The 14,836-nt window shown below is 42.9% G+C and carries 13 protein-coding genes, 1 pseudogene and 1 other annotated feature; of the genes and pseudogenes, 7 read left to right on the top strand and 7 right to left on the bottom strand.

What is annotated here, in order from left to right; translation table 11 throughout:
• Positions 1-36 precede the first annotated feature (36 nt).
• From CXM95_RS15205 to mvk, 5 genes are all read right to left on the bottom strand, one after another.
• Positions 37-1,959, bottom strand: coding sequence for a heavy metal translocating P-type ATPase (locus CXM95_RS15205; RefSeq protein ID WP_051154593.1), 1,923 nt, complete (start codon positions 1,957-1,959; stop codon positions 37-39).
• A 294-nt stretch (positions 1,960-2,253) separates the two neighbouring features.
• Entirely contained in the window at positions 2,254-3,294 is a 1,041-nt protein-coding gene (gene fni, locus CXM95_RS15200; protein ID WP_016612893.1) for a type 2 isopentenyl-diphosphate Delta-isomerase, read from the bottom strand.
• Positions 3,291-4,373 (bottom strand): phosphomevalonate kinase, encoded by a 1,083-nt coding sequence (locus CXM95_RS15195; RefSeq protein ID WP_005233792.1) that lies wholly within the window; start codon positions 4,371-4,373, stop codon positions 3,291-3,293. The genes fni and CXM95_RS15195 overlap by 4 nt, the downstream gene beginning before the upstream one ends.
• Before the next feature lie 36 nt (positions 4,374-4,409).
• A complete protein-coding gene (gene mvaD / locus CXM95_RS15190) occupies positions 4,410-5,408 on the bottom strand; it encodes a diphosphomevalonate decarboxylase (protein ID WP_034872145.1) in 999 nt (332 codons plus the stop codon).
• Entirely contained in the window at positions 5,401-6,333 is a 933-nt protein-coding gene (mvk, locus tag CXM95_RS15185) for a mevalonate kinase (protein ID WP_172634709.1), read from the bottom strand. Before mvk ends, mvaD begins: the two co-directional genes overlap by 8 nt.
• Before the next feature lie 305 nt (positions 6,334-6,638).
• Here mvk and CXM95_RS15180 point away from each other — a divergent pair, with 305 nt between their 5' ends.
• Positions 6,639-7,283: a deoxynucleoside kinase gene (locus tag CXM95_RS15180; protein ID WP_008379503.1), complete on the top strand. Its 645-nt coding sequence runs from the start codon at positions 6,639-6,641 to the stop codon at positions 7,281-7,283.
• 90 nt (positions 7,284-7,373) lie between these two features.
• Positions 7,374-8,279 (top strand): magnesium transporter CorA family protein, encoded by a 906-nt coding sequence (locus tag CXM95_RS15175; protein ID WP_008379505.1) that lies wholly within the window; start codon positions 7,374-7,376, stop codon positions 8,277-8,279.
• Here CXM95_RS15175 and CXM95_RS15170 read toward each other — a convergent pair.
• Positions 8,276-8,911, bottom strand: coding sequence for a pentapeptide repeat-containing protein (locus CXM95_RS15170; RefSeq protein ID WP_005233801.1), 636 nt, complete (start codon positions 8,909-8,911; stop codon positions 8,276-8,278). The genes CXM95_RS15175 and CXM95_RS15170 overlap by 4 nt on opposite strands.
• Positions 8,912-9,243: 332 nt before the next feature.
• Here CXM95_RS15170 and nox point away from each other — a divergent pair, with 332 nt between their 5' ends.
• The 5 genes and pseudogenes from nox (at position 9,244) to CXM95_RS19115 (ending at position 13,867) form a co-directional block, all read left to right on the top strand.
• The gene (gene nox, locus CXM95_RS15160) at positions 9,244-10,578 is read left to right on the top strand and encodes a H2O-forming NADH oxidase (RefSeq protein WP_008379508.1); all 1,335 of its coding nucleotides are present in this window, start codon (positions 9,244-9,246) and stop codon (positions 10,576-10,578) included.
• A gap of 99 nt (positions 10,579-10,677) precedes the next feature.
• Positions 10,678-10,801 (top strand) — a sequence feature (ribosomal protein L20 leader region).
• Positions 10,802-10,848: 47 nt separating this feature from the next.
• Entirely contained in the window at positions 10,849-11,370 is a 522-nt protein-coding gene (gene infC, locus CXM95_RS15155; RefSeq protein ID WP_005228103.1) for a translation initiation factor IF-3, read from the top strand.
• Positions 11,371-11,430: 60 nt separating this feature from the next.
• On the top strand, positions 11,431-11,631 hold the full coding sequence (gene rpmI / locus CXM95_RS15150) for a 50S ribosomal protein L35 (protein ID WP_003128650.1): 201 nt from the start codon (positions 11,431-11,433) through the stop codon (positions 11,629-11,631).
• A gap of 63 nt (positions 11,632-11,694) precedes the next feature.
• Entirely contained in the window at positions 11,695-12,054 is a 360-nt protein-coding gene (gene rplT / locus CXM95_RS15145; protein WP_010749133.1) for a 50S ribosomal protein L20, read from the top strand.
• Between the two features lie 194 nt (positions 12,055-12,248).
• Positions 12,249-13,867 (top strand): annotated as a pseudogene (locus CXM95_RS19115) (ABC transporter ATP-binding protein).
• Between the two features lie 24 nt (positions 13,868-13,891).
• On the opposite strand, the gene CXM95_RS15135 reads toward CXM95_RS19115, so the two are convergent.
• Positions 13,892-14,467 carry a helix-turn-helix transcriptional regulator gene (locus CXM95_RS15135; protein WP_101699354.1) on the bottom strand — a complete coding sequence of 192 codons (576 nt, stop codon included), beginning with the start codon at positions 14,465-14,467 and terminating at the stop codon, positions 13,892-13,894.
• Between the last annotated feature and the right edge of the window lie 369 nt (positions 14,468-14,836).

Raw genomic sequence — 14,836 nt, 5'->3', positions numbered from 1 at the left:
GCCAACAATGGGCGTTTTTGCTAGTGCAAATAGTGGTCACGTATGCAAAGACTGTTGATACAAGACACAATCATCGCAATCTTTGCGGGTTGGTTTGGCTTGCTGGGGTGTTTCTTTGTGTAATGGCAAAAGCATACGCAACCCGTTTAAGATAACTAAGATCGTGCTTCCTTCATGACCCACGACCCCTAGAGGTAGCGTGAGAAATTCAAGGAAGTTTGAAGCGATCAGCAACAAGATGACACTGATAGAAAAGACGATGTTTTGTTTGATGATCCGCTGTAATTTCTTAGCCAAACGGTGACTGTCGACCAAACGCAGCAAATCATTTTTCATCAAGACGATCTCCGCCACATCCATTGCGACATCTGTTCCTTCGCCCATCGCGATCCCTACACTTGCGGTCGCTAAGGCGGGGGCATCATTGATCCCATCACCGACCATCGCATTGATTTGGTAGGTTTCTTTCATTTCTTTGATCCGAGTGGTTTTCTCATCAGGCAGGCAATCACTTTCGTAGTCAGACAAGCCGATTTCTGCGGCGATCACTTTGGCAGTACCTAAATGATCACCCGTCAGCATCGTCGTGTGAATTCCTTGCTTATTGAAGTAGGCAAGACTCTCACGAGCTTCAGGACGGGGCTGATCCAATAGTGCTAAATACCCTGCTAATACACGGTCACGATTGATATAAATCAAGGTTTTTCCGGCTGCTTTCAATTCTTGGATGCGGGTTTGTTCACTGACAGCAACAGAGGTTAGATCGACTTCTTTTCCAATCGTCCAATGGGCAGCTTGGTAAGTGGTGGCTAGACCGACCCCCGCTTGTTCTTCCACTGCTAATTCCAATGGTCTTTCATCGTGGAAATACGCCAAGATCGCTTCAGCCAATGGGTGATTTGATTGTTTTTCCATCCCAACAATCAGTTGGGGGATAAACGGTTCATCCAGCAATAGATGAACATCAGTGACAGCAGGTTTGCCTCGAGTCAGCGTTCCGGTTTTGTCAAAAGCGATCGCTTTGACATTGGCAAAGGCATCCAAGGCTTGTCCGCCTTTGCATAAAACGCCCAAACGAGCAGCGTGAGAAATGGCTGCTAACGTCGCAGGAGTAGCAGAGGCGACTAAGGCACAAGGGGATGCCACTACTAGTAAGACCATGCCACGATAAAAACTTTCTTGGAACCCCCAATTCGTGAAAAACGTACACAAAACGATCATTAGTGGGACGGCGATCAGGACGATCGGCACATAGATCCGTTCGATTTTTTCGATCAGGGTCGCCGTTTGACTTGGCATTTGCTGCGCTTCTTCCACCAATTGAATGATTTTTGCAAAGCGGGTGTTTTCACTCGTTTGAGTAACTTCAATGTACAATGGCTGCCCAAGGTTGATGGTTCCCCCAAAGACTTCACTGCCTAAACGTTTCTCGACAGGAATGGATTCGCCACTGATGGCCGCCTCATCAACACTGCTGGTTCCTTGGATCACGATACCGTCGATCGGGATCGCACTGCCTTTTGCCACCATAATCGTATCTTTTAACTGAAGGGCTTCGACTGGTACTTCGACGAGCTCCCCAGATTCAATCATTTTTAAGGCAGTCGTTGGTTGCAGTGCCATTAATGAACTAATTTCTCGCGTACTTTTGTTGGTCGTATATTCCTCAAGGGCACCGCTCAAACAAAAGATAAAGGTCAGCATCGCCCCTTCAAACCAATGCCCAATGATACAGGCACCAATGGCGGCTAACGCCATCAGTAGATCGACGTTCAACCGTTTGTCGTGCACCAATTCTTGCGTGCCTTCCCAGGTTTGTTTCCAACCCCCGGCAAGAATCGCTAACAGATAAGGGACAAAGCTATAAGGAATGGAAAAAGATGCCATAAGAAAGCCAGTTGCCATCAATAGCAAACAAGCAATCGTTGAAAAAACAGCCGACGATTCGGATTTACTCATAAGAAACGCCTCCTTTTGAATGTAGTCTATGAATGAAAAAACCGATCCTTTTCTCAAGAAACAATCGATTGTTCCTCCCTCAACTTGAGCATAGCACATTCGAAAACAAGATGGTAAAAAAACAACGTACCTGATAATGAAAGTGATTATCAAGTAGCGATTAAATAACGCTACTATCCAAATGATAAATGGAAACTCACTATTATAGAAAAAAGAACACAAAAAAAGCAGTACAATAAAAAACGAATTGTACTGCTTTTGCTTGTTCGATGTGGTAGTCAGCGACTGGATCGGTTAACGCAAACTATACTTTGCTAAGGGAATCTGACGTGCTTCACACCACTCTTTGACAGCACCAGAAAAAATCAGCTGGATCTTGGTGAGGTCTTTGGTACTTGTCTGTCCTGCCATAGTGTAGAGCAGCTGTAGCTGTTCCTTCCATGATTGCAAGGTGGCGATCGTTTCTTCTTTGCCTTTTGACAAAAGCAGCACGAGGATCGTGGCGGATAGTCCTACACTATCCGCACCAAGGCAAAGTGCTTTGAAGATATCGTAAGCATCCCGAACGCCGCCTGAAGCGATGCGGGTAAAGGGCTGTTGGATCTCATTTGCTTCCAGCAAGGAAATCACGGTGGATTGACCAAAGGTGTCTAAATACGCCAATTCACGTTTTTTTCGACGAGCATTTTCGATTTGAGTAAAACTTGTGCCGCCGCTGCCAGCAACATCAATCGTTTGTACGCCGATCGCCAGTAACTGCTGAATCGTTTCACGAGACATCCCAAAGCCGACTTCTTTGACGACAACCGGAACGGCAACGGAAGCAACCGTTTTTTCCAATAAGGACAGCCATTGGCTAAATTGACGATCGCCTTCGGGCATCACTAATTCTTGTGGTGCATTAAGATGGATCTGCAAGGCGTCGGCGCCAAACAGTTCTACTGCCCGTTGTGCATTTTCAACGGGACTGCCCGCACCAATATTGGCTAATAAGAAGCCGTCAGGATTGGCTTTACGGACGATACGGAAAGAATCGGCGACACTTGGGTCTTTTAAGGCAGCCGAAACGGAGCCGGTTGCCATCATCAAGTCACAGGCTTGCGCGATCTCTGCTAACTCTTGATTGATTTTTAAGGTTTTTTCACTGCCGCCTGTCATGGCATTGATGAAAAAAGGGCTGGAAAATGAGCGGTCAAAGACAGTCGTCGTAATTGACACATCAGCCACGTCAATTTGCGGAAAGGACTGGTGGACCAAGCGAACTGCATCAAAATCGTTGCTGTGTTCTTTATGGAACGCTTTTGCTAAGGAAACATGTTCATCTTTTCGATTCATGATAGGTCCTCCCGGTAATGGTAAACATGCAGCGGCAATGGGGTGATCTCGGCTTTTTCCCACGCACTCATCAATGGTAAAATACCGGTTTTCTGGTCAACGATCACGATGCCACAATCGCCACCGCCGGCACCAGAAGATTTGGCTGCGCCACAATAATTTTCTGCTAGATCACAAAGCTTTTTAAGTGCGGGGGTTTCAATCGGTACACCAGTTAGTGCAGACAACTCCCGCAGGAGCTTTCGATTTTCCGTGATCATTTTTTTGATCGTGCGACTGTCTTCATTTAAAAAGCCGTCGATCAATCGATTGACGCAGTCTTTGCTGGCTGCTAAAAAGGCGGCATAGGCGTTTTCTTTTTCTTCTTTGGATTGATAGACTTGATCCACTAAATCAGAAGTAGAGGCAGGAGAGCCTGTCCAACCAATCAATAGTCGAAGCGATTTCGGAACCGTCAAGGGACGGATCGATAATCCTGGCCAATCGAAAGCAATCAATTCTGTTAAGGTATGGTCCTTTTGTTTGGCTAAGACCCAGTCGTGATCGAAGGTTGAAAAAGCGATCCAGCCGCCATAACAAGAGGCCGCAATATCACCGCACGACCCATTGCCTTGAACAGCGAGATGGGCAAGAGCCGCAATTTTGAATTGGGTCAACCGATCCATTTCCATTTGATAGTACAGATTCAATGCTTTGACCGTGGCAACAGTCACGGCACCGCTGGAACCGAGGCCATATTTGCGACCATTCGAGTTATCCAGTTCACTGGTCACTTTTAAATCGTAAAAGGAAAGGGGGATGCCTTTTTCTTGGGCATATTTTTCCGTCAGACGAATGGCTGCCAAAATATAGTGGAAAGGATTATCCCGATGGTCTAAGACTAATTCGCCTTTGCGACGCGTCCAGCGAATCGGCAGGTCGCTGTATTGGGCAGACTGGATGCTGCCGTTTTTACGGGCCTCTTCCACATTGACTGTAATAAATTGGTCAACGGCAACGATGATTGCAGGATGACCAGGTTCGACAACGGCGTATTCACCAGCAATAAATAGTTTTCCGGGAACGGATAGTTCAATCATTTCGACACTCCTAATCGATGGCTTCTTAATGGCTTCTTAGTTGATGGCAGAAGATTCTTCCACCGGTAAAAAGGCTAATCCTTTACCCGCGTGAGCAGTTACTAATTGTTCTGAGGCAAAGTGAGCACTTAATTCACGTAAAATCGTTTGTTCTTCTTGTTTTTGGCATAAAACTTTGACATTGGGACCAGCATCCATCGTGAAATAGCAAGCCAATCCTTTTTTTCGCAGCATTCGGACACATTCCATGGCTCGTAAAGATTCAGAAGACCAATAAGTAAAAGGTGGTTCGGCGGCTAAGGTCGTTCCATGCATTTTCAAGGCGTTGGCCTCGGTCGTTTCACCTAAAGCAGTAAAGTCTTTCTCGGCAATCGCTTGTTTCATTTTCACGAGATCAGTTGCGGTGGCAGTAAGCCAACCCGGATAAAAACTCGAGGTTTCAACGGTTCGACGCATCCCCTCACGACTGGAAACTTCTTTGGCTTGTGCGTTGATCAAAATAAAGATCATACTCAATTCTTCTTCCCAGCCATTCGACGGCACTTGCGTGGCAAAAGAAGTCTCATCGGTGCCTTGATGCCATTCAGCAAAGCCGCCGTAGATACTCCGACACGCCGAACCAGAACCGCGACGGGCCAAACGGGATAACTCTTGCTCCGACAAGTTTAATTCCAGTGCTTCACTACAGGCACCCGCCAATGCCGCTAATCCACTGGCAGAAGAGGCAAGTCCGGCAGCGGTTGGAACAAAATTTTGACTTTCCACCGTGGCATACCACGGGCAGTCCGCTTTTTTTCGTACCAGATCCAAAAAGTCCGCAACTTTTTTTGTGGCAGCGTCTGTTTGAACCACGCCATCCAATGTAAAGCGATCTTGCGTAAAATCGGGTGAAAAAGCCACCGTTGTTTCTGTGTAAAAAGCATCGAGGGTCAGGGACAAACTATTGTTCATCGGTAAAATGAAAGTTTCATCTTGTTTTCCCCAATACTTGATCAATGCGATATTCGTGTAGGCGCGAGCCTTTCCCTTATACATGTTCATAAACTCCTAATCCTTGTATCCATGCCGCACGAGCGCCATCGGACAATAAAATACGGCTGATATTCTCAGCCTGTTCCTTCGTTTTGGTTAGTGCGATCATACAGCCGCCCCGGCCCCCGCCGGTCAGCTTTGCCCCGTAAGCACCGTGTGCCAACGCTAAGGAAACCAACTGATCCAGTTGCTGATTGCTGACCCCTAGCTGCTGCAGGGCCTGATGGGCGTTGTTCATGCTTTCACCTAATACTTCTAATTGATTGGCTATGATGGCCTCTTTAGCTTTTTTGGTTTCGATCCCTAAACGCTGGATTGCTTGACTAGCCAGCTGCTTGCTGGTTTCAAAAAGATGGGCGACACTTTTGACTGCTTCTCTCGTTTGCCCTTTGATTCCAGTATCAGCGACGAGCAAATAACCGTCGATCGTGAGGGGAAACGAAGTGATGGGATGCCCTTTGATAAAGTAAATGGCATCTGTCCCACTGGCTGCCGCAGCATCGATCCCGCTAGGATTGCCATGAGCGATTTTTTCAGAAAAGTTGACATAGGTCATCAATTCTTCTTTTGTAAAGTCTTTTTTGATCCAATCAAAAAAAGCGCGAGTCAGTGCAACAGCGACCGCCGCGCTAGAACCCATTCCCCGTTCAGAAGGGATAGTGCTGACGATGGAGGTTGCAAAAGGACCCGTGTGGAAGTCTTGTTGCAGACGATGCAGCAAGTCTTTGACATTTTTTAAGTGGCTGGGGACTTCTTCAAGCAGACCGTGATAGTAACTTGAAATCAAGGTGCTTGTTTCATTTGCTGTGATCTCGACTTGTACTTTTGCTCCCGCAAAAGGGAAAGCAATTGCTGGTTCACCGTAAACAACCGAATGTTCACCCATTAAGATGATTTTTCCTGTAGCTATGCCAGTACCAATTGACATTATTTTCCTCATTTCTCTAGGGAGCTTACCCCACATGATTCATTTATCGTTTGTCAGTCAATTGTAACTATCTCCTGACAAAAACACAATTTAATTAAAGATCCTTTCCTATTTTACTAGAAGAAGGCTCTTTCGTTAAGCATTCCGTATGAGATTTCAAAAAAAAGCAAAAATCTTTAAACTTTTATTGAAAAAATTCTTGATCTGTGCTTCAAAAGTTTCAGTTGACGGCACAAGATATAGTGTTGTATAGTTGATATCGCAAAGGCAACATACAATATTTAGTGATGAGTGAGTTGGGGGATATGAGCGTGATCGTATTAGCAGGAACGATTGGTGCCGGTAAATCAAGTTTGACCGCATTGATCGCCAATCATTTTGGCAGTCAAGCCTTTTATGAATCGATCGATGACAATGAAGTGTTACCATTATTTTATGCAGATCCAAATAAATATGCGTTTTTACTGCAAATCTATTTCTTAAATAAACGATTTGAAAGTATCAAGCAAGCCATGAAAGACGACAATAACGTCCTGGACCGTTCCATTTATGAGGATTCACTGTTGTTCCATTTAAATGCGGACCTTGGGCGAGCGACCGATACCGAGGTCAAAGTCTATGATGAATTGTTAGCCAATATGTTAGAAGAGCTGCCGTATGCAGCCCACAAAAAGCATCCAGATCTTTTGGTGCATATTCGCGTTTCTTTTGAAACGATGCTCGAGCGTATTGAAAAACGTGGGCGGGAATATGAGCAGTTGACCTTTGATCCTTCGTTATACGACTATTACAAAGAGTTGAACAAACGCTACGATCAATGGTACGAAGAGTACAATGAGAGTCCAAAGATCCAGATCGATGGCGATCAATTCAATTTTGTCGAAGACCCGCAAGCGGCACAGGCCGTTTTAACGATGGTGGAAGAGGCCTTGAAAGACGCCCGTAAATAAGTAATAGCCAATACAGCCAGGAAAGTCCTTTGATTGGGCTTCTGGCTGTTTTCTTTTATAATAGAAGAAAGCAAGAGTGGAGGATGGATTGTGGAAAACAAACATGTCTTTTATGACGGAAACTATGAATGGATTCAAGTCGACCAACAAGACGCAAAAAGCGTGATGGCACTGCAAAAACAATATCATTTGTCTGACGAGATGCTTACGTACTCTTTAGATAAAAACGAACGCGCGCGGGTCGAATATGATGCCGAAGAGGAAGCATTGCTGCTGGTTTTCAATGTACCTCAGCAAGAAAAGCGTGAAAATCATTTTGAGACCAGCCCGATGACGTTTATTTTAAAAAGGAAGCAACTCTTTACTTTTGCATCCCACAATACCCGTTATGTGATTCCAATGATGGAGCGCTTGATCCTGCAAAACCCGCTGCAAACGCCCATTCATTTTTTGTTTCAAAGCTTGTTCTTGATTTCTGGCACGTTTTTTCCGTTAGTCGAAGAAGTCAATAGTGAGCGGATTCGCTTGAATCAGCGACTACGGGAAAAAACAACCAATAAAAACTTACTGCAAATGTCTGATTTGGAAGTTGGACTGGTTTTTTTAGTGTCTGCCACGAAACAAAATGCGGTCCTCTTGGAGCAAATCAAAGCATTATCCATTTATCGTTTGATGGATGATGATGAGCGGGAACAACTGGATGATGCCTTGATCGAAGCCAAACAGGCAGTGGAAATGACCCAACTGGCATTCCAAATTTTGGAACAATTGTCTGGTACCTACAATAATCTATTAAACAATAACTTGAATGATACCATGAAGTTTTTGACCGTTTGGTCCCTCTTATTGACTGTGCCTTCCATCGTCACCAGTTTCTTTGGCATGAATGTTCCGCTGCCTTTTACCAATAGTATTTTCGGTTGGGGTATTGCCTTGTTGATCAGTTTAGTGTTATCCGTCTGGATGTTGATTGCTTTATGGCGCAGAATTCGTTAGTCGATCACCAAACCTAGACCGGCGGCGATGACCAAGGCTTGTTCTTGATCGACTGTTAGTCCTCGCAAGTGTTCAAAGGACAACGCGATCTTTTGAAATTGATTGGTCCGAAAATCTAAAGTTGCTAATTTTGTGTGAAACCAGTTGCTATTGTTCAACTGGTTTTCTTGTAGCGTCAAGTGTTTCCAATCCATCTCATAAAACTCACTGTCGTTTAGTTGGCACTGACGAAACAGCATCGTCCGTAAATTGGTATTGCTAAAAGAAGCAAAGTTTGCCACGCAATCTTCAAAGGTACAGTCACGGAAATAGCTTTCCGCAAAATTCGTACCAGTCAATTTACACTGTTTAAAGTGAACACGATGAAAGCTGGCACCAAAACATTCCAGATTAGAAAAATCGCAGTTCTCAAAGAGGACATTTTGACATTCCCATTGACTCAAGCGTGTTTTTTGCATCGTCACTTTCTTGAAATGACATTGCTTCAAGATAAGGTTTTTGCAAGTATCATAGCTATAATCACCGCCTTCGAACACCCCCCCTTCGAAAAGCAGTTCTTCTTCTAAATAAAAATCCTGTGGCTCTAATGCCGACAATAAGGGCGGTAGTGGCAATACGATTTTTTTCTTCATCAAGATCCCATCCTGTATGTTTTTCTCTCAGTATAACACGGCGAATCGATGCCGCGATAGTTACGAAAAAGCGGCAGGGTATTGTGAAATTTATTCAATCGGTTTGCAGAATGCTTTTATAACAAGGAAAATCTTTGATTTTTAATACATATTTTTTCACAATCTTTTTACTTGCAAGACGAAAATAATTTCGATATAGAAACTTAACCCGCTGAAAGTGACGTATATCAACGAAAAACTGTCACAAATTTTTAAAATCGCGAAAAAGTTGATAGTTTTCAAATTCACAAGCGAGCTATAATGACAATGTAAACAAAAGGAGGAAATTTTCCATGACAAAAACAGTTATTATCGGTGCAAACCACGCGGGGATTGCTGCTGCCAATACACTATTAGATAACTACAAAGACCAAGAGGTCGTAATGATCGACCGTAATACAAACTTAAGCTACCTAGGTTGTGGGACTGCTTTATGGGTTGGACGTCAAATCGATTCATACGAAGGCTTGTTCTATACAAAACGTGAAGATTTTGAAGCAAAAGGTGCAAAAATCCATATGGAAACAGTGGTTGACCATATCGATTTTGAGAAAAAAGAAGTACACGCTGTGACCAGTGAAGGTGAAACGATCGTTGAATCTTATGACAAAGTTGTCATCGCAACTGGATCTGTTCCGATCTCACCCAAAGTACCTGGACGTGACTTGAAAAACATCCATTTCTTGAAAAAATTCCAAGATGGACAAACGGTTGATAAAGAGTTAGCCTCAGAAGACGTGAAAAACGTTGCCGTTATCGGTGCTGGTTACATCGGTGTTGAAATTGCTGAAGCAGCAAAACGCCGTGGTAAAAATGTGTTGCTTTTTGATGCAGCGACACGGGCATTGCCAAACTACTACGACAAATGGTTCACAGAAGATATGGACAAAAACTTAGCTGACAATGGTATTGAATTGCATTTCGGTGAATTAGCACGTGAATACAAAGGAACAGAGAAAGTAGAAGCAGTTGTAACAGACAACGGCGAATACCCAGTTGATCTAGTGATCAATGCGATCGGTTTCTTACCAAACAATGAGCTAGGCAAAGATCATTTGGAATTGTTTGCTAACGGCGCGTACTTAGTGGACCGCCATCAACGGACAAGCGATGCAGATGTTTACGCAGTCGGTGACTGTGCAACTGTGTACTCAAATGCTTTGCAACAAACCACTTATATCGCATTAGCAACGAATGCCGTACGTTCAGGGATCGTCGCTGCCCATAATATCGGCGGAACTTCTTTAGAATCAACAGGTGTTCAAGGATCAAACGGGATTTCGATCTTCGGCTACAACATGGTTTCAACTGGCTTGTCAGTAGAAGCTGCCGAACGTAATGGCATGAAAGTGAAATACTCTGATTACGAAGATACCCAAAAACCAGGCTTCATGAAAGAAAATGCGACGGTTAAAATCCGCATCGTCTATGAAGAAGAATCACGCCGCATCGTTGGTGCACAAATGGCATCACGAACATCTGAAATCGCAATGGGCATCCACATGTTCTCACTAGCGATCGAAGAAGGCGTAACGATCGACAAGATGAAGCTATTAGATATCTTCTTCTTGCCTCACTTCAATCAACCATACAACTACATCACGATGGCTGCGTTGAAAGCAGAATAAGAAACACGAAAGTCGGAGCGTATGCTCCGGCTTTTTTTTGAAACAATCATGAAAACTGTTGACAATAAGAGGAAAAAGCAGTATACTATAAAAGTTGAGAAATAAAAGCAGAAGCACCCGCTTCTCGCCTGAGTGAAGATATCGCTGGGCAGAATAGGATTCCTACCATTTATTTGTGTGGAGTACGTGCGGGTTCGTGAAGAACTCGTTTTTTTATTGTCTGATTTCGAATCGACAAGCTTTTCTTTCTCTCAAAAAACTCGGAGGTGAATGACCATAGCAAAGGATATGATGGTAAACGACGGCATTCGTGCACGTGAATTGCGTTTGATTGATCAAAACGGCGAACAACTTGGTGTAAAGAGTAAAGCTGAAGCATTGCAAATTGCAGAACGAGCAAACCTTGATGTGGTATTGGTGGCACCAAATGCTAAGCCGCCAGTAGCAAGAATTATGGATTACGGGAAATTCCGCTTTGAGCAACAGAAAAAAGACCGTGAAGCTCGTAAGAAACAAAAAGTAATCAACATTAAAGAGGTTCGTTTAAGTCCAACGATCGACGTCAATGATTTCAATACAAAATTGCGTAATGCACGTAAATTCCTTGAAAAAGGGGACAAAGTGAAAGCTTCGATCCGTTTCAAAGGCCGTGCCATTACCCATAAAGAAATTGGTCAGAAAGTGTTAGATCGTTTGGCGGAAGAAACTGCTGATTTGGCAACTGTTGAGCAAAAGCCAAAAATGGATGGCCGCAGTATGTTCTTAGTCTTAGCACCAAAAAACGATAAATAATGACTCACTGAGTTTCAGTTTAAAGTCAGATAACGAAAGATTTTGAGGAGGAAATTAGTTATGCCAAAACAAAAAACACACCGCGGATTAGCAAAACGCGTAAAACGCACTGGCGGCGGCGGATTGAAACGCTTCCGTGCCTTTACCAGTCACCGTTTCCACGGCAAAACAAAAAAACAACGTCGTCAATTGCGTAAAGCTTCAATGGTTTCAGCTGGCGATTACAAACGTATCCGTCAACAACTAGCACGCATGAAATAATTGCGTAACCCAAGCTTCACGTATACAAACAATTATCGATTTTCATATTAGGAGGAATTATACATGGCACGTGTTAAAGGTGGAACAGTAACTCGTAAACGTCGTAAAAAAGTGCTTAAATTAGCAAAAGGTTACTACGGTTCTAAACACACTCTATTTAAAACAGCAAAAGAACAAGTAATGAATTCATACAACTACGCATACCGCGATCGTCGTCAAAAGAAACGCGACTTCCGCAAATTGTGGATCGCTCGTATCAACGCAGCGGCTCGTATGAATGGCTTAAGCTACTCAAAATTGATGCACGGCTTGAAATTAGCTGAAATCGACATCAACCGCAAAATGTTAGCTGACTTGGCTGTAAACGATGCAGCAGCATTTACTGCATTAGCTGACCAAGCAAAAGACGCTTTAAACAAATAATCAATCGTTGGCAACAACGTTAGCCCCGCTCTTTGAGCGGGGTTTTTTTGTTTTTCTCGATGACCGAGGAATGGTTTCTCACTATCTTTCATACGTTTCTTTCCATTAAGCGAAAAATAGATTATACTTTTGAAAGCGGTTATTTTATTTATCTCACGACTTTTCCACGAACACTGCAGCAAAAGGAGCTTACGATGGCGATTGATTTATGGCGGCATTTTAAAAAAGGATTGACGGTATATATTGGGATTGGAATTGCGGTCTCATTTTTGAGTGCCGCGAATGTCTTTTATTTTCAAAAATTACTCGATTCATTTGGCATGACATTTGATTGGTCAGTTATTTTTATCTATGGGTTAACGCTTGTACTGGTACCGCTTTTGTCCTATCTCGAGCAGAAACCCAAAACGAAATTGCACAACAGCATGTATTTCTATCTCAAAGAACAAGCTTTAGTGAAAATCAGCAAGATTGCCTATTCTGAATACTTGCAGATTGGCTCTGGAGCACTCTTACAGAAAACTGAAGCGGGAGCAGCGGCGGGTAGAAATATCCATTTGAATTTTTATGGACGCTTGTTTAAAGAATTGCTTCCCGAAACACTGTTTAACTTAACTTTTATTGCTATGATCGATAAAAGGTTGATTCCAGCGATCCTTGTGGGCTATCTAATGGTGTTTATCGTGACCAATTTGCTTTTGAAAGTTTTACGCTCTCTCAAAGAACATGCGCTAGTTTCAGAAGAAGCCATGAACAGCACCTTTATCCGCGGATTAACGGAAATGGTCACGTTTCGGATCAATAAACGGTTTGAAAAAGAGATCGCACAATATAAAAATATGTCTGCTGATACAACAGAACGTTTGACGAAAATGACGATGATCCATGAGTTTTTCTTTGGTATTTTTGCAGTTTTAGTCGCATTGATCAAAGTCGCAATTGTGGTATTGGCATTTACAAATCAGATTACGGTCAGCTTGGGTGGTTTAGCAGCATTGATTATTTATGTGGATCGAATCTACACGCCTGTTGCAATATTTAACGTGATTTTTGTTCAATACAGCTTAGATAAAGTTGCCTTTGCACGGTTAAATGAATTTTTCTATCTGCCAGAGGACAAAGCATTAACACAAGGAGATGCATTGTCTGAAACCATCAACTACATCACAGTTAAGGATCTATCCGTCATACTTCAAGAAAAGAAAATCTTAACCGATAGCACACTGGAGCTGAAGCGGGGAGCGATTTATGGGTTAGTAGGAGAAAGCGGCGCAGGAAAATCAACGCTGGTCAAAACGATTTTAGGCTTGTATCAGCCGACGACCGGTGCGGTCCTGATCAATCACAAAAATTTAGTTGCTTACAACTTAAATGATTACTATCAGCATGTCTTTTATCTATCGCAAGATGCGCCAATATTCCAAGGAACGCTGAAAGAAAATATCATTTTTGATAAGGAAATCGCAGACGAGGAAATCATAGGGTATTAGAAAAATGTCAATTAGGCGCATTCTATCAGGCACTCAAGGGAGGACTGTCTGCTGAAATTGGAGAAAAAGGAGCCAACCTTTCTGGTGGGGAAAAACAGCGGATCGCTTTTGCCCGATTGTTTTTCACAAACGCAGAAGTCATTGTCCTTGATGAAGCCACATCGGCTTTAGATGAAGCAACAGAAGAAAAGCTTTTTGCAGCGATCAAAGACCAATTAAAAAATAAACTAGTCATCATGATTACCCATCGTCCGAAAAACTTGGTTTATGCGGATGAGATCATTGAATTGAAAAAAACACAGGTTGAAGCGGCTTCATCATAAAAGCAGCTTCAACCTGTGTTTTGATCAGCGCATCAGTAAATGCGGCAGTGTACTAAGCCATGCAAGCATGCCGACAATCAAGGCAAAGACCAAGACGATGACTGTTTTTGAGAGGAAATCTTTTTTGATGTCCCGCTTTTTCCTAATGGCATCGAGGTCTTGATTTTCCATGAAGGCAACGATCTCTTTATACGTTTTGATATTTTGGGTTTTCTTGATTTTTTCGATCTTCAATGCGGCATACATGGAGACGAGCCAAAAACATAGAGGCGGGGCAATCCACCAGTGTCCTGGTAAAAAGAGAGCAGGGCCAACAGATAATGCGGCCAACAATGTAAAGACCAACATTATTTTCGTGTAGTGATCCATTGCTGTTTTCTCAATCGTTTCTTTCATTTGTTCAACATCCCCTTTGACTAATTCATCTAAAGAAACATCAAATAGAACACTGAGCAATAATAAGGTGTGAACATCAGGATAACTTTTTTCATTCTCCCAATTTGAGATCGTTTGTCGGGAGACATAGAGTTTTTCTGCCAGCCCTTCCTGAGAGAGACTTAATCGTTCCCGATGTTTTTTTATTTGTTTGCTTAAGTTCATTTTATCCGCTCCTTCTACCATTAGTTTAGGCCAACGTCTGCGTTCTAACGATCAAATGTCTTTGACAATGCCTTGAAATCAAGTGTCAAAATGTTTTTACAGTTGGGTTTATGCTGTTTACACAGCAGTACAGCGTTGATTTTCTTCAACGAATAAGCGACAGTCAGCTTTCTTATTGTTTTTTTTAGAAGCACCTGCTGGTTTCTTAATAAAGAAAATGATGAAGAGTCTGTGCTGATTTTTAATGTTTGTCTTTATCTATTATTCATTAATTTCGCAAAGATGGGAATAGGAAAAAGCAACTAAGCGTGTGAAAGCATCATTTTTCCATTAGTGGATCTTTAAAGGTCCCTGTGTGTTGAAATGGAG

The sequence above is a fragment of the Enterococcus sp. CR-Ec1 genome (assembly GCF_002850555.1).
GTDB lineage: Bacteria > Bacillota > Bacilli > Lactobacillales > Enterococcaceae > Enterococcus_D > Enterococcus_D entomosocium.
This window is presented reverse-complemented; position numbering and strand designations above follow the sequence as displayed.

Bases quoted from the DNA above. Each gene is read 5' to 3' on its own strand.
- CXM95_RS15195 (WP_005233792.1), bottom strand. From the start codon at position 4,373: ATGATTGAACTATCCGTTCCCGGAAAACTATTTATTGCTGGTGAATAC.
- fni (WP_016612893.1), bottom strand. From the start codon at position 3,294: ATGAATCGAAAAGATGAACATGTTTCCTTAGCAAAAGCGTTCCATAAA.
- CXM95_RS15170 (WP_005233801.1), bottom strand. From the start codon at position 8,911: ATGAAGAAAAAAATCGTATTGCCACTACCGCCCTTATTGTCGGCATTA.
- nox (WP_008379508.1), top strand. From the start codon at position 9,244: ATGACAAAAACAGTTATTATCGGTGCAAACCACGCGGGGATTGCTGCT.
- infC (WP_005228103.1), top strand. From the start codon at position 10,849: ATGACCATAGCAAAGGATATGATGGTAAACGACGGCATTCGTGCACGT.
- rplT (WP_010749133.1), top strand. From the start codon at position 11,695: ATGGCACGTGTTAAAGGTGGAACAGTAACTCGTAAACGTCGTAAAAAA.
- mvaD (WP_034872145.1), bottom strand. From the start codon at position 5,408: ATGTATAAGGGAAAGGCTCGCGCCTACACGAATATCGCATTGATCAAG.
- CXM95_RS15205 (WP_051154593.1), bottom strand. From the start codon at position 1,959: ATGAGTAAATCCGAATCGTCGGCTGTTTTTTCAACGATTGCTTGTTTG.
- mvk (WP_172634709.1), bottom strand. From the start codon at position 6,333: ATGTCAATTGGTACTGGCATAGCTACAGGAAAAATCATCTTAATGGGT.
- CXM95_RS15135 (WP_101699354.1), bottom strand. From the start codon at position 14,467: ATGAACTTAAGCAAACAAATAAAAAAACATCGGGAACGATTAAGTCTC.
- rpmI (WP_003128650.1), top strand. From the start codon at position 11,431: ATGCCAAAACAAAAAACACACCGCGGATTAGCAAAACGCGTAAAACGC.
- CXM95_RS15180 (WP_008379503.1), top strand. From the start codon at position 6,639: ATGAGCGTGATCGTATTAGCAGGAACGATTGGTGCCGGTAAATCAAGT.